The 23,893-nt window shown below is 70.6% G+C and carries 21 protein-coding genes; 8 read left to right on the top strand and 13 right to left on the bottom strand.

Translation table 11 applies throughout. The features are described 5' to 3' along the window. Nucleotides 1–2 precede the first annotated feature (2 nt). Both ACIQWG_RS36955 and ACIQWG_RS36950 read right to left on the bottom strand, forming a co-directional pair. A complete protein-coding gene (locus ACIQWG_RS36955) occupies nt 3–389 on the bottom strand; it encodes a VOC family protein (RefSeq protein ID WP_404104246.1) in 387 nt (128 codons plus the stop codon). Between the two features lie 25 nt (nt 390–414). Then, nucleotides 415–774 carry a VOC family protein gene (locus ACIQWG_RS36950; protein ID WP_404104243.1) on the bottom strand — a complete coding sequence of 120 codons (360 nt, stop codon included), beginning with the start codon at nt 772–774 and terminating at the stop codon, nt 415–417. Here ACIQWG_RS36950 and ACIQWG_RS36945 point away from each other — a divergent pair. Next, complete coding sequence (locus tag ACIQWG_RS36945; protein WP_404104240.1) at nt 767–1,252, top strand: CGNR zinc finger domain-containing protein; 486 nt, start codon at nt 767–769, stop codon at nt 1,250–1,252. The genes ACIQWG_RS36950 and ACIQWG_RS36945 overlap by 8 nt on opposite strands. 118 nt (nt 1,253–1,370) lie before the next feature. Here ACIQWG_RS36945 and ACIQWG_RS36940 read toward each other — a convergent pair whose 3' ends face one another. Beyond that, on the bottom strand, nt 1,371–2,714 hold the full coding sequence (locus tag ACIQWG_RS36940; protein ID WP_404104238.1) for a UDP-glucose dehydrogenase family protein: 1,344 nt from the start codon (nt 2,712–2,714) through the stop codon (nt 1,371–1,373). A 188-nt stretch (nt 2,715–2,902) separates the two neighbouring features. Between ACIQWG_RS36940 and ACIQWG_RS36935 the strand changes: the two genes are divergently transcribed. Both ACIQWG_RS36935 and ACIQWG_RS36930 read left to right on the top strand, forming a co-directional pair. Then, on the top strand, nt 2,903–4,060 hold the full coding sequence (locus ACIQWG_RS36935; RefSeq protein ID WP_404104235.1) for an acyl-CoA dehydrogenase: 1,158 nt from the start codon (nt 2,903–2,905) through the stop codon (nt 4,058–4,060). Between the two features lie 218 nt (nt 4,061–4,278). After that, a complete protein-coding gene (locus tag ACIQWG_RS36930) occupies nt 4,279–4,641 on the top strand; it encodes a four-helix bundle copper-binding protein (RefSeq protein WP_404104232.1) in 363 nt (120 codons plus the stop codon). A gap of 63 nt (nt 4,642–4,704) precedes the next feature. Here ACIQWG_RS36930 and ACIQWG_RS36925 read toward each other — a convergent pair whose 3' ends face one another. Beyond that, nucleotides 4,705–5,991 (bottom strand): LCP family protein, encoded by a 1,287-nt coding sequence (locus ACIQWG_RS36925; protein WP_404104230.1) that lies wholly within the window; start codon nt 5,989–5,991, stop codon nt 4,705–4,707. 119 nt (nt 5,992–6,110) lie between these two features. On the opposite strand from ACIQWG_RS36925, the gene ACIQWG_RS36920 reads away from it, so the two are divergent. Next, nucleotides 6,111–6,668, top strand: a complete 558-nt coding sequence (locus tag ACIQWG_RS36920; RefSeq protein WP_404104228.1) for an acyl-CoA thioesterase — start codon at nt 6,111–6,113, stop codon at nt 6,666–6,668. A 72-nt stretch (nt 6,669–6,740) separates the two neighbouring features. Here the strand turns inward: ACIQWG_RS36920 and ACIQWG_RS36915 are convergent, their stop codons facing one another. Beyond that, on the bottom strand, nt 6,741–8,195 hold the full coding sequence (locus ACIQWG_RS36915; protein WP_404104226.1) for an LCP family protein: 1,455 nt from the start codon (nt 8,193–8,195) through the stop codon (nt 6,741–6,743). A gap of 142 nt (nt 8,196–8,337) precedes the next feature. On the opposite strand from ACIQWG_RS36915, the gene ACIQWG_RS36910 reads away from it, so the two are divergent. Next, nucleotides 8,338–9,366, top strand: coding sequence for a glycosyltransferase family 2 protein (locus tag ACIQWG_RS36910; protein WP_404104223.1), 1,029 nt, complete (start codon nt 8,338–8,340; stop codon nt 9,364–9,366). A 24-nt stretch (nt 9,367–9,390) separates the two neighbouring features. Here ACIQWG_RS36910 and ACIQWG_RS36905 read toward each other — a convergent pair whose 3' ends face one another. From ACIQWG_RS36905 to ACIQWG_RS36890, 4 genes are all read right to left on the bottom strand, one after another. Further along, entirely contained in the window at nt 9,391–10,986 is a 1,596-nt protein-coding gene (locus ACIQWG_RS36905) for an LCP family protein (protein WP_404104642.1), read from the bottom strand. 430 nt (nt 10,987–11,416) lie between these two features. Continuing rightward, nucleotides 11,417–13,222, bottom strand: a complete 1,806-nt coding sequence (locus ACIQWG_RS36900) for an LCP family protein (RefSeq protein WP_404104220.1) — start codon at nt 13,220–13,222, stop codon at nt 11,417–11,419. A 224-nt stretch (nt 13,223–13,446) separates the two neighbouring features. Continuing rightward, complete coding sequence (locus ACIQWG_RS36895; protein WP_404104639.1) at nt 13,447–14,589, bottom strand: LCP family protein; 1,143 nt, start codon at nt 14,587–14,589, stop codon at nt 13,447–13,449. Nucleotides 14,590–14,929: 340 nt separating this feature from the next. Further along, entirely contained in the window at nt 14,930–15,685 is a 756-nt protein-coding gene (locus ACIQWG_RS36890; protein ID WP_404104216.1) for a TIGR03089 family protein, read from the bottom strand. 122 nt (nt 15,686–15,807) lie between these two features. Between ACIQWG_RS36890 and ACIQWG_RS36885 the strand changes: the two genes are divergently transcribed. Continuing rightward, nucleotides 15,808–17,301 carry a peptidoglycan recognition protein gene (locus ACIQWG_RS36885; RefSeq protein WP_404104637.1) on the top strand — a complete coding sequence of 498 codons (1,494 nt, stop codon included), beginning with the start codon at nt 15,808–15,810 and terminating at the stop codon, nt 17,299–17,301. Nucleotides 17,302–17,540: 239 nt separating this feature from the next. After that, nucleotides 17,541–18,623 carry a sugar phosphate nucleotidyltransferase gene (locus tag ACIQWG_RS36880; protein ID WP_404104213.1) on the top strand — a complete coding sequence of 361 codons (1,083 nt, stop codon included), beginning with the start codon at nt 17,541–17,543 and terminating at the stop codon, nt 18,621–18,623. 170 nt (nt 18,624–18,793) lie between these two features. Here ACIQWG_RS36880 and ACIQWG_RS36875 read toward each other — a convergent pair whose 3' ends face one another. From ACIQWG_RS36875 to ACIQWG_RS36860, 4 genes are all read right to left on the bottom strand, one after another. Continuing rightward, nucleotides 18,794–19,795 carry a DNA-3-methyladenine glycosylase family protein gene (locus ACIQWG_RS36875; protein ID WP_404104211.1) on the bottom strand — a complete coding sequence of 334 codons (1,002 nt, stop codon included), beginning with the start codon at nt 19,793–19,795 and terminating at the stop codon, nt 18,794–18,796. Nucleotides 19,796–20,040: 245 nt separating this feature from the next. Continuing rightward, entirely contained in the window at nt 20,041–21,351 is a 1,311-nt protein-coding gene (locus ACIQWG_RS36870) for a coenzyme F420-0:L-glutamate ligase (protein ID WP_404104208.1), read from the bottom strand. Then, on the bottom strand, nt 21,348–22,307 hold the full coding sequence (cofD, locus tag ACIQWG_RS36865; RefSeq protein ID WP_404104205.1) for a 2-phospho-L-lactate transferase: 960 nt from the start codon (nt 22,305–22,307) through the stop codon (nt 21,348–21,350). Before cofD ends, ACIQWG_RS36870 begins: the two co-directional genes overlap by 4 nt. 33 nt (nt 22,308–22,340) lie before the next feature. After that, nucleotides 22,341–22,883 carry a cysteine dioxygenase gene (locus ACIQWG_RS36860; RefSeq protein ID WP_404104203.1) on the bottom strand — a complete coding sequence of 181 codons (543 nt, stop codon included), beginning with the start codon at nt 22,881–22,883 and terminating at the stop codon, nt 22,341–22,343. 647 nt (nt 22,884–23,530) lie between these two features. On the opposite strand from ACIQWG_RS36860, the gene ACIQWG_RS36855 reads away from it, so the two are divergent. Continuing rightward, complete coding sequence (locus ACIQWG_RS36855) at nt 23,531–23,794, top strand: WhiB family transcriptional regulator (protein ID WP_010986447.1); 264 nt, start codon at nt 23,531–23,533, stop codon at nt 23,792–23,794. The last annotated feature ends 99 nt before the right edge of the window (nt 23,795–23,893 follow it).

The raw sequence follows: 23,893 nt of genomic DNA, 5'->3' as shown, positions 1-23,893 counted from the left end.
CCTCAGGGGCGATCGATCCGGCAGAGGCAGAACGGATGCCCCGCCGGATCGGCGTACACCCGGAAGTCCTCCTTGTCCTCGGCGTGCAGCAGCCGTGCGCCCAGCGCCAGCACCCGCTCCTGCGCGGCCTCGACCTCCTCCCAGGTGGACCCGGCGTCGAAGTCCAGGTGGAACTGCTGGGAGTTGAGGTCGGCCCGCGGCCACTCGGGCGGGGTGTAGCCGGGCGCCGGCTGGAAGGCCAGCCGTGGTCCGCCCGGCAGTTGGAGCACCACCCATCCGGGGTCACCCTCGTCCGGGGTGCCGCCGCCGACGTCGGCGTAGAAGCGGGCCAGGGCACGTGCGTCGGGGCAGTCGATGACGACGTTGCGCAGGCGGGCCACGGGTGCCATGGGTCCTCCCGGTGGGTTCTGGGACTCAGCAGGCGCAGAGACAGAAAGGGTGCCCCGCAGGATCGGCGTAAACCCGGAAGGTCCGCGAGCGGTCCTCGGTGTCCAGCGGCTTCGCGCCGAGGGCCAGCACCTCTTCCTCGGCCGCGTCCAGGTCCTCGACGGTCAGGTCGAGATGGAACTGCTGCGAGTGGTCGGGCGCGGGCCACCGCGGCGGTACGAATCGGGGGGCGGCCTGGAACGCCAGCCCCTGCCCACCCGGCACCTTCAGATCCACCCAGTCCCCGTCGCCCTCCACGCTGCCGCCGAGCACGCGCGCGTAGAAGTCGGCGAGTGCGCGGGGGTCGGGACAGTCCAGTACGACGGCACCCAGTCCGGCGATGGCCATGACTCCTCCTGGTGGTTCGGTCACCCAGGTCAACACCCTGGACATCGAGTCGGGCGCCGACTCGCTGGACACCGCGGAGGGCCGGGCGCGCTTCGGGCTGGCCGAGGCGGACGTCTCCGGGGCGCGGGAGTTGAGGGAGTCCCTGCGCGTGGCCCTGCTCGCCCACGCGGGCCATCCGCCGCACCGCGAGGTGACCCCGCTCGGCACACTGCTGGCCGCCGCCCCCATGGTGGTCGCCGTCGACGCCGCCGACGGCTCGGCCACCCTCGTTCCCGCCGACGGCGGCCCGCTGCTCTCCCGGGTGGCGGCGGCCGTCGCCCAGGCCCTGGTCGAGGGCACCTGGACCCGGCTCAAGGCCTGCGAGGCGGCCCACTGTCACTGGGCGTACTACGACCGCAGTCCGGCCGGGCGCGGGCGCTGGTGCTCGATGCAGGTGTGCGGGGCCCGCGCGAAGATGCGGCGCTACCGCGCCAAGTGAGCCTTTTCGAAGGGTCGTTGAAGATTCATTCGGCGGGATGCGGAGATGTGCGGCAGAATGCGAAAGACGCCGTTTCGGCCGACTGAGCCTCGGCCGAAACGGCGTCGTCCGTGAGTCACTAGGCCGTCGGCCGCCCCATCGCCCGGTAGTTCCACCCGGCCTTGCGCCACAGCTCGGGGTCGAGGGCGTTGCGCCCGTCCAGGATGACCCGGGCCGCCGCGACCTCGCCGAGCGACTTCGGGTCCAGTTCGCGGAACTCGCGCCACTCCGTCAGATGCAGCACGACATCGGCGCCGCGCACCGCGTCCACCGCGCTGTCCGCGTAGCCCAGGGTCGGGAAGAGGCGGCGGGCGTTGGCCATGCCCTTGGGGTCGTACACCGTGACCTGGCCGCCCTGGAGGTGGATCTGCCCGGCGACGTTCAGCGCGGGCGAGTCCCGTACGTCGTCCGAGTCGGGCTTGAAGGTGGCGCCGAGCACCGCGACCCGCTTACCCAGGAACGGGCCGCCGCCCAGCGCCTGGCGGGCGAGCTCCACCATCTGCCCGCGCTGGCGCATGTTGATCGAGTCGATCTCGCGCAGGAAGGTCAGCGCCTGGTCGGCGCCCAGCTCACCGGCGCGGGCCATGAAGGCCCGGATGTCCTTCGGCAGACAGCCGCCGCCGAAGCCGATCCCGGCCCGCAGGAACTTCTTGCCGATCCGGTCGTCGTGCCCGATGGCCTCCGCGAGCTTGGCGACATCGCCGCCGGCCGCCTCGCAGACCTCCGCCATCGCGTTGATGAAGGAGATCTTGGTGGCGAGGAAGGAGTTGGCGGAGGTCTTCACCAGCTCGGCGGTGGGGAAGTCGGTGACGACGAAGGGGGAGCCGGCGGCGATGGGCGTCGCGTACACCTCGCGCAGCAGCTTCTCGGCCCGCTCGCTGCGCACGCCGACCACGATCCGGTCCGGGTGCAGGGTGTCGTCGACGGCGAAGCCCTCGCGCAGGAACTCCGGGTTCCAGGCCAGCTCCACCTCGCCGCCGCCCGGCGCGAGCTCCAGGATGCGGGCCGCGAGCCGGTCGGCGCTGCCCACCGGCACGGTCGACTTGCCGACGACCAGGTTCGGGCCGCGCAGGTGCTTGGCGAGGGACTCGACGGCCGAGTCGACGTAGGACATGTCGCACGCGTACTCGCCGTGCTTCTGCGGGGTGTTCACACAGACGAAGTGCACATCGCCGAACTCGGCGATCTCCGCCCAGTCCATCGTGAAGCGCAGCCGCCCGGTCGAGCCCTCGATGTCGGCGACGTGCTTGCGCAGCAGGTCCTCCAGGCCCGGCTCGAACATCGGGACCTGGCCCCGGCCGAGCATCTCGATCTTCTCCGGCACGACATCGAGCCCCAGCACCTCGAACCCGAGCTCGGCCATGGCCGCGGCGTGGGTGGCGCCGAGATAGCCGGTTCCGATCACGGTGATCTTGAGGGCCATGGGGACTCCAGAAAGGGGGAGGGGGCGTGCGGGCCCGAGCATAGTCGGAGGGTCTGACGGGCAACCTCCCCGCTGTCGCCAAGCTCACGTATCCCTCCCGTGGGCCGCCCCCTAAAATTTGAGTTACTTAACGGTAATTAGCGTCGGCAGCGCACTTGCCACCCAGCTTCCTTGGAGCGTGAGAGACCTTGGCCGGATCGGCTGATTTCGACCTGTACCGCCCGTCCGAGGAGCACGACATGCTCCGTGACGCCATCCGCTCCCTGGCCGAGGCGAAGATCGCGCCGCACGCCGCCGCCGTGGACGAGGAGGCCCGCTTCCCACGCGAGGCGCTGGACGCGCTGGTGGCCAACGACCTGCACGCCGTGCACGTGCCCGAGGAGTACGGCGGCGCGGGCGCGGACGCCCTCGCCACGGTGATCGTCATCGAGGAGGTGTCCCGCGTCTGCGCGAGCTCCTCCCTCATCCCCGCGGTGAACAAGCTGGGCTCGCTCCCGGTGATCCTCTCCGGCTCCGAGGACCTGAAGAAGCGGTACATGACCCCGCTCGCCAAGGGCGACGGCATGTTCTCGTACTGCCTGTCCGAGCCCGACGCCGGCTCCGACGCGGCCGGCATGAAGACCAGGGCCGTCCTCGACGGCGACCACTACGTGCTGAACGGCGTGAAGCGCTGGATCACCAACGCCGGTGAGTCCGAGTACTACACGGTGATGGCGGTCACCGACCCCACCAAGCGCTCGAAGGGCATCTCGGCCTTCGTCGTGGAGAAGTCCGACGAGGGCGTCTCCTTCGGCGCCCCCGAGAAGAAGCTCGGCATCAAGGGCTCCCCGACCCGCGAGGTCTACCTGGACAACGTCCGCATCCCGGCGGACCGCATGATCGGCGAGGAGGGCACCGGCTTCGCCACGGCGATGAAGACCCTCGACCACACCCGTATCACCATCGCCGCCCAGGCCCTCGGCATCGCCCAGGGTGCCCTCGACTACGCCAAGGGCTATGTCCAGGAGCGCAAGCAGTTCGGCAAGCCGATCGCCGACTTCCAGGGCATCCAGTTCATGCTCGCCGACATGGCCATGAAGATCTCGGCCGCCCGCGCCCTGACCTACCAGGCCGCCGCCGCCTCCGAGCGCGGTGACGCCGACCTCACCTACCTGGGCGCCGCCGCCAAGTGCTTCGCCTCGGACGTGGCCATGGAGGTCACCACGGACGCCGTCCAACTCCTCGGCGGCTACGGCTACACCCGGGACTACCCGGTCGAGCGCATGATGCGGGACGCCAAGATCACGCAGATTTATGAAGGCACGAACCAAGTCCAGCGCATAGTCATGGCGCGCAACCTGCCGTAGCCCCAGGGGATTTGACGTCGAAGGGTGTCCGGGTCTCCCGGGCACCCTTCACCCGTTCGGTCTCCTGTCACCGTCTGCGGTGGATTGCCAAGGTCCGTGCCCTGTGCGGCATCCGGTCGGAATTGTTCGCGTCCGCCCGATGGCGCGGCGCGGCGGGCGGGCGTAGGACGGAAGGGCACGGGGCCCGCCCCGGGCTCCCGCGTCCCCCAGGAGGAGCCATGACCCAGCCCGGAACCATGCCCACGATGACCAAGGAGATGCAGGACTGCGTCGACGCCTGCATGACCTGCCACAGCGTCTGCGAGGAGACCATGAGCTCCTGCATGCAGATGGGCGGCCAGGCTCAGATGCAGATCATGCGCGCGCTCATGGACTGCGCCGAGACGACCCGGATGTGCGCGGACATGATGATGCGCCGCTCGCCCATGTCGCCCGAGATGTGCGCGATGTGCGCCAAGGCGTGTGAGATGTGCGCCGAGGCGTGTATGTCCATGCCGGACGATCCCCAGATGATGCGATGTGCCGAGGCGTGTCGCCGCTGTGCCGTGACCTGCCGCGCGATGGCCGGCGCCACCATGTGACGACCGCCGGACAGCCGTCGAGGGCACCCCCAGGGGTGCCCTCGACGACTGTCACGGGTGAACTCACTTGTCGGAGACGGTCACCGTCTCGTCGTTCTTCAGCTGCTCCACCAGCTGCTTCACCTTCGCGGTGTCCCACTGGAGGTTGCCGTTGGAGGAGTTGCCCGACAGCGGCATGTTCATGGACTTGCCCTCACCGCCGCTGACGCCCTTCATCGCCCAGAACATGGACGCCAGGTCCCACAGGCTCATGTCCTTGTCGACGGTCAGGGAGTCCAGGCCGGCACCCATCGTCGGGTACAGCTTGAAGGGGTTGAGGACCGTGCCCGGCGTCGCCACCTGGTTGGCGAGCGCGGAGAGGAACTTCTGCTGGTTCTTCGTACGGTCCAGGTCGGAGCCGGCCAGCGCGTACCGGGTGCGGACGAAGGCGAGCGCCTCCGTGCCGTTCAGGGTCTGCTTGCCCTCCTCGAAGTCGGCCCCGGACTTGGAGTCCTTGATGCCGCCCTTCGGGATGTCGATCTCGACGCCGCCGACCGAGTCCACGATGTTCGCGAAACCGGCGAAGCCGATCTCGACGTAGTGGTCGATGTGCAGGTCGGTGTTGGCCTCGACGGTACGGACCAGCAGTTCGGGCCCGTCCTCCGCGTACGCCGCGTTCAGCTTCGTCTGGCGGCCGGTGGCCTCGTAGAGCTTGCCGGAGTCGGAGCCCTTGTACGACGGGATCGTGACGTTCGAGTCGCGCGGCAGCGAGATCAGGGTGTCGCCGTTGCTGCCGACGTGCAGGATCATCATCGAGTCCGTGCGCTTGCCCTCGGCGGACCCGGTGTGCAGGTCCTTCTTCTGCTCGTCGGTCATGCCCGCGCGGCTGTCGGATCCGACGATCAGGTAGTTGGTGCCCTCGCCCGCTTCCGGCCGCTCGATGACCTTGGACAGGTCGACATCGCGGTTGAGCTTGGAGTCGGCCCAGAAGTAGGTGGCGACCGACGTCACGACCAGCACCGTCACCAGCGTGATCGAGCCCACCTTGAAACGGCGCCGCCAGTTCGGCGCGGGACGCGGCTCGCGCATCCCCGTACCGTCGCCCCCGCCCCCGCCGCCGTAGACCTGGCCGGTGTTGTAGCCGCTGTCGTACCCGTCGTCGTAGGACGGGTCGCCGTAGCCGCCGTGGCCCTGGCCGTTCACGTACGACGGCTGCTGCGGCACTCCGCCGTAGCCCTGGCCGGGCGGCGACGCCGGCCCGCGGCGGACCTGCCGCATCACGCGCGCGCCCTCGGGCTGTGCGCTCGCGCTGCCGCGTCCGTAACGGTTGCCGCGGTTGTCGTCGGACCATGCCTGGGGCCAGTCATTCATGCGCCCCAGTGTGCAGGCCCCGGCCAGGGGTCTTACAAGGTTCGGCGGAAAATAGAGGCAGTGCTGTTGCGAACCCAACACAAAGTCCGCGAACGCCGGCTCGGCATAAGGTGGACACCATGACAGACCAGGTCACCGCAGCGGAGTCGGACAACTCGGACATACCGGGCAAGGTGACATCCGCGTCCCGCACCACGCTCAGCCACATCATGACCCACAACGACACGAACCTCCTCGGGACGGTGCACGGCGGTGTGATCATGAAGCTCGTCGACGACGCCGCGGGCGCCGTCGCCGGCCGGCACAGCGGCGGGCCTGCCGTCACCGCGTCCATGGACGAGATGGCCTTTCTGGAGCCGGTGCGCGTCGGTGACCTCGTGCATGTGAAGGCCCAGGTCAACTGGACCGGCCGGACCTCGATGGAGGTCGGCGTACGGGTCCTGGCCGAGCGCTGGAACGAGTCGGCGCCGCCCACCCAGGTCGGCTCGGCCTACCTGGTGTTCGCGGCGGTCGACGCCGACGGCAAGCCGCGCCGGGTGCCGCCGGTGCTGCCGGAGACCGAGCGGGACAAGCGCCGCTACCAGGAGGCCCAGATCCGCCGGACCCACCGGCTGGCCCGCCGCCGCGCGATCAAGGAACTGCGCGAGCAGCGGGCGGCGGAGGGGTTCGAGGACTGACCGCGAGGGCGGGTCACCGCCCTCCTCCCTGTTACAGAACGCCCGTCGTCACAGAATCCCCGTCACGAGCCGTCACGAGCACCCGGTCTCGTCCCCCCGCACCACCGTGGAGTGCCCCTGGAGCGGGTCCTCGGCCCGCACCTTGCGGACCTTCCTGAAGTCGGCGCCCGCGATCACCTTCAGCGTCGGCCCCAGCCCCTTCACCGCCCGCAGCTCGCTCCCGGGCAGCGCGGCCGCCAGGGACTTCGCCGAGCGGTCCCAGCCGGGGTCGTGCGCGACGACCGTGCGCCTGAGGTCGTGGTCCGGTGCGGGGACCGGTCGTCCCGTCGTACGGAACCCGATCCCCGCCAGCGCGGTGTCGACGCGCTTGCCGAGGCCGGTCTCCTTGGTGCCGTTCTCCACCTGGACGTGGATCTGCTGCGGGGCGACCTCCACCGGGACGGCCCGGCGCTTCGGCCGGTGACCGGCCAGCGGCTGGTCCTCGCGCAGGGCCCGGAAGAGCCGCTCGGCCCGCTCCGTGTCCCACTTCACGGTGGATCCGAGGCCCTTGACGTCGTAGCTCAGCTGCCCGATCGGCACCGTCGTGAACTCGGAGGACGACGGCGAGAAGTTCCGCATCGCCCGGCCCAGGTCCAGCAACTCACCCGTGCCGAAGCCCTTGTCGGCCCGCACCGACCCCAGCACCGCCCGGGTCACGTCCCGGAACCGCATCGGGTTCAGCAGGATGCCGGACGACGTCGCCCGCTCGATCAGCGCCGCCATGAACCGCTGCTGCCGCTGCACCCGACCGAGGTCGGAGTCGCTGTCGACGTGCCGCGCGCGGACGAACTGCAACGCCTCGCCGCCCATCAGCCGGTGGTTCCCCGCGGGCAGGTCCAGCCCGGTGTACGTGTCCTTCAACGGCTCGGCGGTGCAGATCCGCACCCCGCCCAGCACATCCACCGTCTTCATGAAGCTGGTGAAGTCGACCTCCAGATAGTGGTCGATCTTGACGTGGGTCATGTGCTCGACCGTGCGCACGGTGAGGTTCGGACCGCCCTCCGCGTAGGCGGCGTTGATCTTGATGGGGTGTGCCTTGCGTCCGTCGCCCGCGGGCACCTGAGCGTAGGAGTCGCGCGGCAGGCTCACCACGCTCGCCCGCTCCCGGTCCGCCGAGATGTGCACGATCATGATCGTGTCCGTGCAGTGGCAGGGCGCGCCGCCCAGCTTGTACTTGCGCCGCTCCTTGTCGCTGATGCGGTCGCGGCCGTCCGTGCCGACGAGCAGCACGTTCATCCCGTTGCCGGCCTCCGGCCGGTTCTTCATGTCCTTGAACGGGTCGACGCGCTCGATCTTCGCGTCCAGGCTGGTCACCACCGCGTGCCCGATCCCCGCTGAGGCGAGCACCACGACGGACAGCGTCGTCACCGCCCGCATGGCCCAGCGCGGTCTCCTCCGCCGTACGGGCGCGACCGGCCGCGCCCCGCCGCGGGACGGCTGCGGACTGCGCTGCGCGGGGTCGGAAGAGCGGCGGGGCGGCGTGGGCATGAAGGGATACCTCCGCTGGGGCGTGCCCTGAGGGCCGTACGTGGGATCCGTGAGCACCGTAGGGCCATACGATCTGCTGCCCGGAGCACCGGCCCCGGCGGGGCGCACCGGTGTCCCCCGTTCGCGGTAACGTGAGCCCCCTATGAACGCCAATCCCGACGTGCAGCTCCCCGCCGTGTCCGTCATCATGCCCGTCCTCAATGAGGAGCGGCATCTGCGCGGAGCAGTCCAAGCGATCCTCGCGCAGGAGTACGCCGGCGAGATGGAGGTCGTGATCGCCCTCGGTCCGTCCACGGACCGCACGGACGAGATCGCCGCCGAGCTCGTACGGGACGACCCCCGCGTGCACACCGTCCCGAACCCGACCGGCCGCACCCCCGCCGCACTCAACGCCGCGATCAAGGCCTCCCGCCACCCGATCGTCGTCCGCGTCGACGGCCACGGCATGCTCTCCCCGAACTACATCGCCACCGCCGTACGGCTCCTGGAGGAGACCGGCGCGCAGAACGTCGGCGGGATCATGCACGCCGAGGGCGAGACGGACTGGGAGCACGCCGTCGCCGCCGCGATGACCTCGAAGATCGGGGTCGGCAACGCCGCCTTCCACACCGGCGGCGCGGCCCAGGCCGCCGAGACCGTGTACCTCGGTGTGTTCCGGCGCGAGGCGCTGGAACAACAGGGCGGCTACAACGAGGAGTTCATCCGGGCCCAGGACTGGGAGCTCAACTTCCGGATCCGCGAGGCCGGCGGGCTCATCTGGTTCTCGCCCGAGCTGAAGGTGTCGTACCGCCCGAGGCCCTCGGTGAAGGCCCTCGCCAAGCAGTACAAGGACTACGGTCGCTGGCGGCACGTCGTCGCCCGCTACCACGCCGGCTCGATCAACCTGCGCTACCTCGCCCCGCCGACGGCGGTGTGCGCGATCGCGGCGGGCCTGGTGCTGGGCGCCCTGGTCACCCCGTGGGCCCTGGTGGTCCCCGGCGGCTACCTCGCGGCGATCGTCGCGGGCTCGGTCCCGGCCGGCAAGGGCCTGCCGCCGAAGGCACGGATGCAGATCCCCGTCGCCCTCGCGACCATGCACATGTCCTGGGGCTACGGCTTTCTGACCAGCCCGCGTTCGCTGGCGCGGAAGGTCATCGCCTCCCGCCGCCCGGCGGTGCTCAGCGCCGGCTGAGTCGGCCGCCGGGCGCGGCGCCCGTCACCAGGTGAAGCCGTCGTTCACCTTCATACAGGCCTTGGTGTCGGAGGCGTTCAGCGCGTCGGCCGTGTCCGGCGTCGTGTCGTCCTGCTTGGGTGCCTCGTAGGCGGTGCCCTTGCGCCAGTCGGCACCGACGACGAGGGTCACCCCGGAGACGTCCGTGGACTTCTCCACGGCACTCGCCGGGACACCGAGGGCCTTGGCGACCCGCTGGGCGTCGCCCTGGAGGTCGGCGCTCGGGTAGCGGACCACGGTGGTGTCCGCGATCGGCGTCGTCGAGGAGTCCGCCACGGCCTGGGTGAAGCCCTTGCCGGCCAGCAGCCCGGCGACCGTGGTCGCGCGACCGGAGACCGGGGCGAGGGAGTCGGTGCGGGTGCCGTTCTGCACCTGGACGGCGATCTTGTCGTCCGCCGCTGCCGGGTCGGTGGAGGCCGGCTCCTCGGTGGTCTTCTTCTTGTCCTTGTCGTCCTTGCCGTCGAGGGCGATGTCCTCACGCACCAGCCGGAACAGCTTCGTCGCGTCGTCGGTGGGCACCACCCGGCCGGTCTGGACCGTGTCGTACTCGTTCGGCATCGTCGTCATGGTGATGCGCGACGTCGGCACCTTCTTCAGCTCGCCCGCCAGGTCGTAGAGCTTCGCGACCGTGCCAAGGCCCGGGTCGACGGTGAGCGCGTTGGTGGCCGCCTCGGCGAGGGCCCGCAGCTTGCCCGGGTTGCTCAGCTTGGCGTTCTTGCGCAGCTCGCGGACCATCGAGTTCATGTACTGGTGCTGCGCCTTGGCGCGGGCCAGGTCGCTGCCGTCCTCGAAGCCGTACCGCGTGCGCAGCCACTGGAGGGCCTGCTCGCCCTTGACGTACGTGGTGCCCTTCTTCAGCTTCAGCCCGGAGCCGTGGCCCTCGCTGTCCTTGGAGTGGATGTTCTGGTCGACACAGACCGGTACACCGCCGATCGCGTCGGCCATCGACACCACACCGGAGAAGTCGATCATCATGAAGTGGTCGATGTGGATGTCGGTCAGCTTCTCCCACGTGGCCACGGTGCACCCCGGTCCGCCGCGGCCGAGCGACTGGTTCGTCATCGCGCGCTCACGGGCGTCGTAGGCGTCCCCGCTGTCGGGGTCCGTGCACTTGGGTATGTCCACGAGCGTGTCGCGGGGCATGCTGACGACCGACATGTTGGTGCGGTCGGCGGAGACGTGCAGCAGCATCTGGACGTCGGCGAGCGGTGTGCCGCCGAACGTCTCCTTGGCGCCGCCGAGCTTCTGGTTCTCCTTGCTGTCGCGCGCGTCCGAGCCGATCAGCAGGATGTTCAGCGGCGTCTGACCGGCCGCGTTCGCCTCGGACTCGGCGGCGCGGTCCTTGGCGTCGCCGATGTTGAGGTCGTCCTTCTTCAGATTGCCGTTGAGGTGCTGGTAGTAGAGATAGCCGGCACCCGCGGTGCCCAGTATCACCACCGCCAGAACCGTCGCCGACCAGCGCAGCACCCGCCGTCTGCGGGGCCTGCCGTCCGATCCGCGGCCGCTCGTGGAATCCCCGCCACCGTGCCGGCCGCTCCCGTCGGCCGGCGTGGCCTGGTCGGCCCGCGGGGTGAGCGACATGGTGTCGTCCACCGCGGGGGCCTCCCCTCGCACACTGCTCTGCGCCAACTCTCCGCCCTTCCCCACCCTTTGCCCGACACGGCCGCGCTCCGCGGGTCGGACCTCCCTGTCCGGTGCGGAGCGAACCATGGCAGAGCAGTCTGTCCGGCACCGGTTCGCCACCTGTCAGACCTCTGTGGGCCCGACCCGGGTTGGCCAGGTGTCGGCAAAATCCGCGCCGCTACGGCCGCGTGGAGCGCCCGGCCAACGCCGGCTGACACGACCGTGTCGTGTATCAGACCAACGAGCGACGGGGACAGTTGCATTCCTCGCCGCAGTTTTCGTACGTCTGCCCGGGCGCCTGTGGCAGGACGTACCGGAACGGGCCCGTCCCCCTCCTCAAGTGGGCGGGGGAACGGGCCCGTCGGCCGGCTGGGGCACTACCCGTCGGCTACTTCGCGCACTCGACCTTGTCCGCCGTGGACTTCTCCACGTCGGGCGCCTTCGTCGGGGCGGTCAGGGACGTGCCCGCGCCCTTGAAGTCCTTGCCCAGGGTCAGGGTCATCGTGGGCAGGCCCTGCGAGTTGGTCACGCTCTTGCCGGGCTTCATCGCGGACCCGGACAGGCCCATGATGTCCGCGAGCCGGCGTGCCTGGTCCGCCTGGTCCGGCGCGTACTCCAACGTCGTCTTCGCCAGCGACGCGGGGGCGTTGCCGGCGTTCTCCGACTTGGTGACGCCCTCGTCGTTCTGGAGCCAGGTGAGCGTCTCCGACGCGCTGCCGGCGGGCGCCCCGCCGTTGAGGACCTGCACCCGCACCTCGGAGGCGTCGGCCTTGGTGCCCTTGAGCCGGGCGGCCACGGCGGCGGCCTCCTTCTGCTTCTGCTGCTTGACCTCGGTGAAGGAGACGTCGTTCTGGATCGCCTCGAAGACCTGGGGCGCCGTCGACTCGTTGAGCACGACGGTCGTCTTCACCGCCTCCGCCGGGTTGTCGATCACCGGAACCGTCGTGAAGGTCAGGTTCTTGGTGTTGAGCTTGCCCAGCTCCAGCCCGAGGTCCTTCAGCTTGTCGATGGTGTCGAGCTGGGAGTCGACGGTCAGCGCCTTGGTGCCCGCCTCGGCCAGCTTGATCATCTTGGTCGGGCTGGTGAGCGTGTCGTTGGACTTCAGCTTCCGCATCAGCGCGCTGAGGAACTGCTGCTGGAGCCCGATCCGGCTCAGGTCACCGCCGAAGCCGACCGAGTGCCGGGTGCGGACGAAGGCCAGCGCGTCCTCGCCCTCGATGGTGTGGGTGCCCTTGGTGAGGTTGAGCTTGGAGTCGGAATCGTCGATGTCCTTGGCCAGACAGACCTCGACGCCGCCGACCGCCGTGGTCAGCGTCTTCACCGCGTTGAAGTCGGCCACCATGAAGTTGTCCGGCTTGATCCCGGTCAGCTCGGTGATCGTGCGCGCGGTGCAGCTGGGCGTACGGCCCTCCTGACCGAGGCTGGTGTTGAAGCGGACGCCGGTCTCGCCCGGGATGACCTTCTGGGAGCCGTCCTCCTGCGTGGTCGGGCAGTCCGGGATGTCGACGATCAGGTCGCGCGGGATGCTCAGCGCCGTCGCGTTCGAGCGGTCCTTGGAGACGTGCAGCAGGATCGTGGTGTCGGCGTGCCCGGCGCTGCCGGAGTCGCCGTACTTCTCGTTGCCCGCGCCCGTGCGCTTGTCCGTGCCGATGAGCAGGATGTTGATGGCCTTGTCCTTGCTGAAGCCACCGGTGCTCGCGCCGTCGTCGGAGACGGACTGGATGTTGTCGTTGAGGTGCTCGATGTAGAGATACGCACCGGCTGCGGCGGCGACCACGACGAACGCCATTATTCCGCCGGTCCAGAGCACGGCCTTCTTCGCCTTGCCCTTCTTCTTCACCGGCCGGCGACCGCGCCGCCCGGGCGGCGGCTCCTCCGGTGCACCTCGGCGTCTGCGCTGCGCCGGGACCTCACGGCCCGGTGGTTGGCGCGTCTCCCGCGGCGGCGCCGCGGTCCGGTTGCGTACTGCGTCCTGGGAGCCACCCGCGCTCTGGGCGCCCCCCGCGCCCTGAGCGGTCCTGCCCGCCGTGCGTGCGGCGGTGCTGGTGCGGGAGGCGGCTCTGCGGGGCCCGGGAACCGACGATTGCGGTCCGGAAGGACTCAGTCGCAGTTCGTATTCGCCGGTGTTCGGATTGAGCACCCACTGGTCTGCGGGATCGATATCGTCCGCCCGCCCACGGCCTTGCGCGTCCACGGTTGTCTGAATCCTCCGTCGGGGCCACGCGGCGCCTTCCCCCTACAAGGCGCTCGGGTCTCGGTCAAACAGTGCGCAAGCCTAACTACGGCAGGGAGCACCGGATCGCTCACACTATCCGCCCAGTTCAGCGTCAAGCGACGACGGTGACAAATTCCACGTCCCTACAACTGGGCAATCCGTCTCATTTCTTTGAACTGAGGTTCGCCGACTTGGTGAGCGCTTTACTTACAGGGGTTCTCGGCGGCCGTGCTGCCGCGGAAAGTGGGTGCCGGGGGAGTGGGATCGGCGGACGCCTCGGGTCGACCGGAAGCGGACTTCCCGTCCCCGCGAGAGGAACGCCCGTGCGAATCCGTCCGCTGGGAGCCGCGGTGCATTTCGGGCGAATCCGCGACTTCCACCGGAGTATCGGCGCGCATCCGCTGGAAGAGCCGCTCGGCCTCCCGCTCCACGAGCTGGTCGCGATTGGCGTTGTGGACGTACGACTCTCTGGGGACCGTGAGGAATTGCACGCGTTCGGTGGGGATGTCGCGCACCCCCCGCGCGAGTTCGTACAAACCGCGCAAGCTGGCCAGGGCCGGGTCCGTGGTGAGGGACGACGTGGCGGCGTCCAGGACGGGATAGAGCCGGACCGGGTTGAGCAGTACGTCATTGCTCTGCACCTTGTGCACCAGCGCGGCGAGGAAGCGCTGCTGGCGGTCCATGCGGTCGGTGTCGCTGCCGTTGCCGAGGGTCTTGCGGACGCGGACGTAGCCGAGCGCCTGCTCGCCGTTGAGGGTCACCTTCCCGGCGGGCAGCCGCAGCTTGGCGGCCTTGTCGTTGATGGGCTTCGTGAGACAGATCTGCACGCCGTCGAGGGCGTCGACCATCTCCTTGAAGCCGTGGAAGTCGATGACCACGTGGTGGTCCATGCGGATGTTCGTGAGCCGCTCCACGGTACGGACCGTGCAGGCCGAACCGCCCACCTGGAAGGCGTAGTTGAACATCGCGAACATGGGCTCGCTGCGGCGGCCGTCACGGCGGCGGCAGCCGGGGACGTCGACCATCAGGTCACGGGGTATCGAGACGGCGGTGGCGCTGCGGCGCTTGGCCGAGAGGTGCAGCAGGATGGTGGTGTCGGAGCGCTCGGTGCCGGAGTCCTTGCCGTAGCGGCGGTTTCCCGAGCCGGCCCGGGAGTCCGAGCCGATGACGAGGATGTTCTGGGCGCCGCGCACCAGCGAGGTGGGCCGCTCCTTCTCGTACCGGGCGAGTTCCGCGGCGGCGGCCTCGTCCGGGGTGATGTTGGAGTCGAGCTTGGCGTACACGGCCCAGGCGACACCACCGGCGACGACGACCAGGGCGACGACCCCGACGGCCCCCCGCTTCACCCATCGCCGCACCGGCCCCCGGCGCGCATGTGCGGAGTCGGTCACGGCTGGGTCCACCCCTCATTGCGTACTGCTGCGTGTGGTGTGGGCTGCTCCTACGACCATCGCGCGGGTGAGGGGTGGGTGGCCGGTGATGCTGGGCCGAACGGGTGGCGGATGCGTGCGGGGGGCACCCTTCGGCGCTGGTCCAGGCGATCTCAGCCCGTCCGGCGTTCGAGGACGAGGCCCTTTCGGGGCCGGAAGCGGGGGGCCTGGGGGCCGCAGGCCCCCGGACGGGGCGTCGCGGTGCCGGGGCCGGGCGTCGCGGTGCCGGGGGCCGGTCGGTGCGGGATGCCGGAGGCTACCGCGCCGTCGCCGTCACCCGTTCCGCCTCGATGCGCTTGGCCAAGGACTCCTCGCTCAGCGCCTCGGCGTTACGGCACAGGACCACCGAACCGCCGGTCGCCAGCGCCGCGTACAGCCCGGCGTTGAGGCCCTCCCACGTGTCGTACGGCAGGGCGGAGAGGATCCTGGAGCCGGGCCCCGTGAGCCCCAGTGCCGGGGCCTCCGCTCGGGCACGTTCCACCAGTTCGGCCCCGCTGAACTCGCGACCGGCCACGATCAGCGTCGGCTCCTCGGGGTCGACCGGAGCGAACGGGGCGAAGCCGTCGCCCTGACCGGGAACCTCGACCGCGTAGTCGGCGAAGCCGGCCGGCGACTGCGGGAAGCGGCCCCCCAGCGGCCGTAGCGCCAGCGCGACCCGCTCCCCCCGGCACGCCCGCGCCGCCTCCAGGCCCTCCGGCCCGCTCACCACCACGTCGGCGGTGGCCGGGTCCCCGCCCACGTCGGCGACCGTCCCCACCGACGAACACGCGAGCAGCCACACGGCCGTCTGCCAGTGCGCGGGCAGCAGCAGCGTGACCCGGTCACCCGGACCGGCCCCGAGGTCGCCCTGGAGCAGGTTCGCGGTCTTGGCCACCCAATTGGCGAAGGTGGCCACGGACAATTCGACGCGTTCCCCGGTGGCGTCGTCGTAGAAGGTCACCAGGGGGCGTCCGGCATCCGCGGCGAGCGCGGAACGCAGCAGGTCGGCAGGGGTGCGATCGGTGGCGTTCACCCGGGCAAGGGTACGCGCAGGCGCACCCGTGGATCCCCCGGTGGGCGGCCCGGCCGCCACCGGTTCGGCGGAGCCGCGGGCCGACGCACCGTCAGTTTCCCAATGGACAGGTTTGTATGACTATGTCCAACATCAGGAGCATGCGTGGATTCCTTGCTTCCTCGATCGGTGTCACGTGTGCGGCAGCTCTCGCCCTGCCGCTCGCCCCACCCGCCGGCGCGGCGCCCGCGAGAGCGGCATTCGGAGCGGAAGCCGCCATGAGCGCGACGGTGGCCGCCGCTTCGCCGACGCGGCGCGCGGGCGCCGAACCGGACTTCCCCGGCAGCACCCAGTCGCTGCCCCTCATCCCCCTCACCCGCGACCGAACCGTCGGCTCCCCTGCCCCCGTCCCCGGTGAACAGGGGCTGTCCAGACGGGACGTACCGCACTTCTCCCTCGTCGGTGTCGTCTGGGAGGACGCGGGCACCGAACTGCACGGCCGTGTCCAGGTCCGTACCCGCGCGGTCGCCGACGGCGTGTGGTCCGACTGGCAGGACGTGGAGACCCACAACGCCGAACACGCCCCCGACCCGGACGCGGCCGAGCGCGCCTCCGGCGGTGGGGTGCGGGGCGCCACGGCGCCCCTGTGGGTCGGCGAGTCGGACGGCGTGGAGGTACGGGTCATACCGGAGGCCGCAGAGCCTCGACCCGACGAGGGTCCGAAGGACGGTGACGACACCTCGGTCGATCCCACCGCCATCGCCCCGCTGCCCGACGGGCTCCGGCTCGAACTCGTCGACCCCGGCGACCCCGCCACCGCGCCGAGCGACCCCGGTCCCCGCCCCGGCTCGCTGAACCCCGGGACCGCCGGCGCCGCCGGCACCGCCGAGGCCCTCGCCGCCGCGGCCGCCAACTCCGAACTCGCCCCCCTCGGTGCCGCCGAGATCCCCGAACTCGGCCGCGCCGAGACCGAACGGGAGCTGGTGACCCTGCGCGGCAGCGAGTTGACCGAGGCACAGCGGGCGAAGCCGTACATCGGGCCGCGGCCGCGCATCGTCACGCGGCGCGGCTGGGGCGCCAACGAGGCCTGGCGGGAGAAGAAGTTCTCCTACACGAAGAAGGTGAAGGCGGCCTTCGTGCACCACACGGCCTCGGGCGGCACCTACTGGTGCACGCAGGCTCCCTCGCTCATTCGCGGTATCTACCGCTACCACGTCAAGAGCATGCGCTGGCGTGACCTCGGCTACAACTTCCTCGTCGACAAGTGCGGAAACATCTACGAGGGCCGCGCCGGGGGCGTGGCGAAGCCGGTCCTGGGCGCCCACACACTCGGTTTCAACTCCGACAGCACGGGGATCGCCGTCCTCGGCAGCTACGGGGCGAGGAAGCCGACCGCCGCGGCGGTGAAGGCCATCGCCCGGCTCACGGCGTGGAAACTGGGGCTCTACGGCGCCAATCCGCGCGGAAAGACATATCTGAAGTCCGGCGGTGGCAATCTCTACCGAAAGGGAAAGAACGTACGGCTGAACGTGATCTCCGGTCATCGGGACGGCTTCTCCACCGAGTGCCCGGGGTTGCAGCTCTACCGCAAGCTCGGCTCGGCTCGTGCCTCGGCGGCCCGCTTCCAGGGGCGTTGAGGCGGGGCGGGACAGTCCGGGAGGGCCGTTCACGCTGGACATACGGGGTGTTTCAGGGATATACGGGTGGTTCGTGGGGGGCCACGGGGGACCGCGGGGGGCTTGGGGTCGTATTCACCGCTGTCGGGGGACAAGCGGCGGGATACCGCACTGCCGTCGATGGTGCCGCACAACGGTCTGCATAAACTGGCCGGCCGAAAGACAGTTCGGCCGGTCCCGGCAGGAAGCAGAGACGACAGGTGACAGAAGCGATCCTCCTGGTCGGCGGCAAGGGCACTCGGCTGCGTCCGCTCACCGTGCACACGCCGAAGCCCATGGTCCGGGCGGCCGGGGTGCCGTTCCTCACGCACCAGTTGGCGAGAGCGAGAGCGGCGGGTGTGGACCACATCGTCCTCGCGACGTCCTACCTGGCCGAGGTCTTCGAACCGTACTTCGGCGACGGTTCGGCACTGGGCCTGCATCTGGAGTACGTGACGGAGGAGGAGCCCCTCGGCACGGGCGGCGCCATCCGCAACGTGGCGTCCCGGCTGCACTCCGGGCCCGACGACCCGATCCTGATCTTCAACGGGGACATCCTGACCGGCCTGGACATCCAGGCCCTGGTCCGGACGCACGAGACAACGGGCGCGGATGTCTCCCTCCACCTGACGAAGGTGACGGACCCGCGGGCGTACGGCCTCGTCCCCACGGACGACACGGGCCGGGTGACGGCGTTCCTGGAGAAGCCGCAGACGCCCGAGGAGATCGTCACCGACCAGATCAACGCGGGGGCGTACGTCTTCCGCCGCTCGGTCATCGACACGATCCCGGCGGGGCGGCCGGTGTCGGTGGAACGCGAGACCTTCCCGGACCTGCTGTCGGCCGGGGCCCACCTTCAGGGCATGGTCGACTCGACGTACTGGCTCGACCTGGGCACACCGGCGGCCTTCGTCCGTGGCTCGGCGGACCTGGTCCTCGGCCGGGCCCCGTCTCCGGCCGTGCCCGGTCGCTGCGGCGACCGCCTGGTCCTGCCCACGGCCACGGTGGCCCCCGACGCGAAGCTGACCGGCGGCACGGTCGTGGGCGAGGGCGCGTTCGTGGCCGAGGGCGCCCGTGTCTTCGGCAGCACGATCCTGCCGGGCGCGGTCATCGAACCCGGCGCGATCATCACGGACTCCCTCATCGGCACCCGCGCCCGCGTGGGCGAACGCTCGATACTCACCGGCACGGTCATCGGCGACGGCGCGGTGATCGGCGCGGACAACGAGCTGATGGAGGGGGCACGGGTGTGGTGCGACGCACGGATACCGGCGGGGGCGGTGCGGTTCTCGCCGGACCTGTAGGCGGCTTTTTCAGCCCGTCCGGCGTTTGAGGACAAGGCCCTTCGGGGCCGACGGGGGTCCAGGGGGCGCAGCCCCCTGGTGGGGTCGAAGGGGCGAAGCCCCTGGGAACGGGACGGGTAGGGGCGGCGGGGGCGAAACCCCCTGGCGGCGCGCACAGCGCGCCCCGCCCCTCACAACCGCCCGATATCCCCCCGAGGCATCCGAGGCGCCCGCCGCCCCGGCACCCGCCCACTCAGCAGAATCAACCGAGCCGCCCGATGCCGCTGCCCGGCATACGGCTCCAACAGCTCCAGCATCACGGAGTCGTCCGCGTCCCGGTCCCCGGCGAGCGCGAACCCCACGATCCCCGGCAGATGCAGATCCCCCACGGTCACCGCATCCGCCGCCCCGTGACTACGCTGCACCACCTCCGCCGACGTCCACGGCCCGATCCCCGGCACGACCTCCAACCGCGCCTGCGCCAGCTCGGGAGACATCCGCGTCGCCTCCTCCATCCGCGCGGCGACCCGCACGGCCCGCAGAATCGTCGACGCCCGCTTGTTGTCGACCCCGGCCCGATGCCACTCCCAGGACGGAATCAGCGTCCAGGTCCGCGCGTCCGGCATCACACACATCCGCCCGGGCGCGGGCCCCGGCGCGGGCTCGCCGAACTTGCGCACCAGCAACCGCCACGCCCGATAGGCCTCGTCGGTGGTGACCTTCTGCTCCAGAATCGACGGAATCAACGACTCCATCACCAGCCCGGTCCGCGTCAGCCGAAGCCCCGGCCGCCGGTGCCGGGCCATCGCCACCAGCCGGTGCCGCGGTACGAAGACGGACGGATCGTCGGCGGCCCCGAGCAGCTCCGGCAACCGCTCCAGCAGCCACTCGGCCCCCGGCCCCCACGCCTCGCCCCGCACTTCCGAGCCGCGAGAGGTGACCCGCAGGGTCCCCGGTCCGGCAGGCGTACGGCAGGCCCGCCACACGGACCCGTCCGGCGTCGCCCGGAACGTCGGATCCCCCGGACCACGCCGCAAGGGCCCCAGCACCAGCCCGAGATCGAGCGGCCCGTCCGGCACCCAGACACGCGTGCGCGCGGGCGCCGGGGCCTGTCGCGGTATCCCGCCGGGCACGGCGACATGCCCACCGCGCACGGTCGTACGCGTGGGCCGCTGGCTGAAACGTCCGGCCACGGATGAGGTCCTAGGGAGGGTTACGACAGGGCTCTACGAGCGTAAACGCCGGAGAGGTCTTACGAGGCCCGGTGTCGTGGAGGCACTACGGGGCTGGGGACGCGGAGGTGCTTACAGCGCCTGGTGCCGTAGAGGCGCTTCGGGCCCTGGTGGCGTGGACGCGTGCTTACAGGTCCTGGTGTCGTAGCGGTGCCACGCGCACGGCGACGTGGAGGCGCCACGGGCCCCAGCGTGCCGAGCCGTGCTCAGCGCACCTCGACGAACGCCCCGGCATCCCGCTCCGGCCGCGCCCGCGGCTCCTCCGCCGGGTGGCCCACCGCCACCGCCCCCATCGGATCCCAGTCCTCCGGCAGCCCGAGCACCTCGCGCACCACATCCCGGCAGAACATCGTCGACGACACCCACGCCGAGCCCAGCCGCTCCCCGGCCAGCGCGACCAGGAAGTTCTGCACCCCGGCCCCGGTGGCGACGACGAACATCTCCCGCTCGGCGCCGTCCCGCCGCGCGTCGCCGTAGGTGTGCGAACCGTCCATGACCAGGCACGGCACCACCAGATACGGCGCGTTGCGCAGCACGTCGCCGCGCCGGACGCGCTTGGCGATGGACTCCTCGCTCTTGCCGTCCCGCCGCAGATCGGCGATCCAGGCGTCCCGCATCGCGTCGAGCAGCCGTGTCCGCGACTCCGCCGACTCCAGCAGCACGAACCGCCACGGCGTCGTGTGGTGCGGCGCCGGCGCGGTGACCGCCGCCGCGACCGCTCTGCGTACGGCCCCGGGGTCGACGGGCTCGTCCGTGAACGCCCGTACCGTACGGCGCTGAGTCACCGCCTCCCGTACCGCCTCCGAGGTGCCCAGCCGGAACATGTCGTCGCGCGCGTCCCGCACCAGGGACCGCGCCCCGTCGCCGTGGTCCGTGGTCACCGTGTGCGCCAGCCCGCGCACCACGGCGACGGGCAGACCGGCCGTCTTGCCCTTGACCAGGTCACCGGCCGCGGCGAGTTCGTCCGCCGTGGCCACGACCGTCGCGCTGAGCGGATTGCCGTGCGCGTCCGTGCCGCCGCGCAGATCGTCGAGTACCCGGACACCCGATGCGCCGATCGCGACGTCGGTCAGCCCGGCGCGCCAGGGACGCCCGGAGGTGTCGGTGACGACGACGCCGATGTCGACGCCGAGTGCGTCGCGCAGTCCGTCGCGGATCGCGCGCGCGGACGCGTCCGGGTCCTCGGGCAGCAACAGCACGGTCCCGGCGGGAGTGTTGGAGGCGTCGACGCCGGCGGCCGCCATCACCAGGCCCTGCCGGTTCTCGACGATGCGGAGGGGGCCGCGACGCGCCACGACCCGTACCGTCTCCGCGTCGATGGCGGCCTCCCGGTCGGCCGCCTCGACGACCCGGCCCTCCGCCTTGGAGACGATCTTCGAGGTGACCAGGAGGACATCGCCGTCGGCGAGACCGGGCTCGGCGGCGGCGATCAGTTTCGCGAGGTCGTCGCCCTGCTGGACCTCGGGAATTCCGGAGACGGCCCAGACCCGGTAGCCGTCGGCAGACACCTCGCTCAAGACGAGCGCACCTCCTCGGCCAGCGCCAGCGCCTCGCGGGCCATCCGTGTGGTGGCGTCGAGGTCGGTCATCATCAGCGGTACGGCCCGGCAGCGGATCCCGGCCGACGAGACCCGGTCGACGGAGCCGGCGTCCACGGTGTCGACCAGCCAGCCGTCCAGGAGTCCCGAACCGTAGTGCTCGGCGACCGCCGCCGCCGTCGACTCCACGCCGACCGCCGCGAGCACCTTGTCGGCCATCCCGCGCACGGGCGCGTCCCCGACGATGGGGGACAGGCCGACGACCGGCACGCCCGCGTCGGCGATCGCCTCGCGGATGCCGGGCACGGCGAGGATCGTGCCGACCGAGACGACCGGGTTGGACGGCGGGAAGAGGATGACGTCCGCGCCGGCGATCGCCTCCAGGACGCCCGGCGCCGGCTTGGCCTGCTCGGCGCCGACCGGCACGATCGCCTCGGCCGGCACCTGGGCCCGCAGCCGCACCCAGTACTCCTGGAAGTGGACGGCCTTGCGCTCGCCGTCCACCTCGACCGCCACATGCGTCTCCACGCGGTCGTCCGTCATGGGGATCAGCCGCACGCCCGGCTTCCACCGGTCGCACAGCGCCTCCGTCACCGCGCTCAGCGGATACCCGGCGCCGATCATCTGCGTCCGCACGATGTGTGTGGCGAAGTCCCGGTCACCGAGCCCGAACCATTCCGGTCCCACGCCGTACGCCGCGAGCTCCTCCTTCAGGTGGAAGGTCTCGTCGGCCCGGCCCCAGCCCTGTTCCTCGTTGATACCGCCGCCCAGCGTGTACATCACCGTGTCGAGGTCCGGGCAGACCTTCAGCCCGAAGAGGTGGATGTCGTCCCCGGTGTTGCCGATGACCGTGATGTCCGCGTCCGGCACGGCCTGCTTCAGACCGCGCAGGAACCGTGCACCACCGATGCCGCCTGCCAGAACCACAATGCGCATGGGAGCAGTCTTGCAGGCGGGTACGACAACGCGTCAGGCAGTCACGGGGCGCGGCTCGGTGCGCGCCTCGCACGCCGACGCCATGGGGGTCCCGCCGGTCGAACGAAGGTGGGACTGGGGGAGCATCGGCATCTCGGTCAGGCCCGGGTAGTAGATGTGCAGGCTCACCGCCGGCTCCAGCGCGTCGTTCACGACGTCGTGCGTGTAGCCCGGTGCGAACACCCGCTGCGCACCCGCCTCCAACGCGCGCGTGCCGCGCTCGGTCCGCTCGGTCAGCGTGCCGTCCAGGACGGTCAGCACACCGGACGAGGGGCCGTGGTCGTGCGGTCCGCTGCCCTGTCCGGGGACCCAGGACAGCAGCCACACCTCGTAGCCGGGGCCGGTGCGCAGCCGGTGGTACCAGCGGGTGGTGGCGTCGTACCGGACGAGGTGCTCCCACTGCGACCGGTCGGCGGCGATGGAGCGGGCCAGGCCGACGAACTCGGCGACGGTGGCCGGGTGCTCGCGCGGTGTCTGGAGGAGGTGCGGGACTTCGAGGATGTCGCCCGCGATCTGGAGGTCGCTGTCGCTGTTCATGGGGTGGGTGGTTCCTCAGTGAAAGAAGGTCAGAGGGAACGGCAGCCGAGGGACGGGTGACTCGGCTTACAGCTGGAGCAGGTGGGCTCAACAGCTGGGACAGCAACAGCTACAGCGAGCGCGGGCAGCACCGTGGGACCCGGCGGTGCGGGTCGAGGTGAGTGCCGAGTTCGCGAGCATGCCCACAAGGACAGCGGTTTTCACCTGGGACTGTCAACTCGACGCCCGTTATGTGGGACATGTTTCACCTCATCCGGTTCATCTCTCAGGCGAAAGGTTTGTGCATGGGGTGGCCGGGACACATGGCGCACAACCGGGCGCACGAGCGCCGTTGTGATCCTGTGATCCGACTGTGATCCGGTTCGCTTCCGCGCGTGTGTGCAACGAGATCGAACTTCTGGGCGTCTTTTTCCGTACAGGCTCTGCGCGGAGCGGGAGGCCCTTCCGGGTCTCGTCTGCTTGTCAAGGTTTAGGCCGATTTGAACACTTTCCGCTAGGCCTTGGTTCCGCAGAGTGAATAAGGGGCTCAATAGCAGATCTCGGCTTGACTCGCCCGGAGCAGCACACTTGTAATTTCACTCGTGTCGTTCAGCCGAAATCGGTAACGGCTACATCACGGGGACGTGAAAGACAGACGAGGGGCGCACATGACCGAGCTGGTGCAGCAACTGCTGGTCGACGACGCGGACGAGGAACTCGGCTGGCAGGAGCGCGCGCTGTGCGCCCAGACCGACCCCGAGTCCTTCTTCCCCGAGAAGGGCGGCTCCACCCGCGAGGCCAAGAAGGTCTGCCTCGCCTGTGAGGTCCGCTCCGAGTGCCTCGAGTACGCCCTCGCCAACGACGAGCGGTTCGGCATCTGGGGCGGTCTGTCCGAGCGCGAGCGCCGCCGGCTGAAGAAGGCCGCCATCTGACCGCGGCGACGGCCGTCCGGCCATCGCGGGCAACCGCACGCACATACGTCTCGAACAGGTCTCGAACGGCCCGTCGCAGGTGGGTTATCCACAGGCGGC

The organism is Streptomyces sp. NPDC098781 (genome assembly GCF_044759995.1).
Lineage (GTDB): Bacteria > Actinomycetota > Actinomycetes > Streptomycetales > Streptomycetaceae > Streptomyces.
The sequence above is the reverse complement of the archived record's forward strand: the minus strand, read 5'-3'. Positions and strand labels throughout refer to the sequence as shown.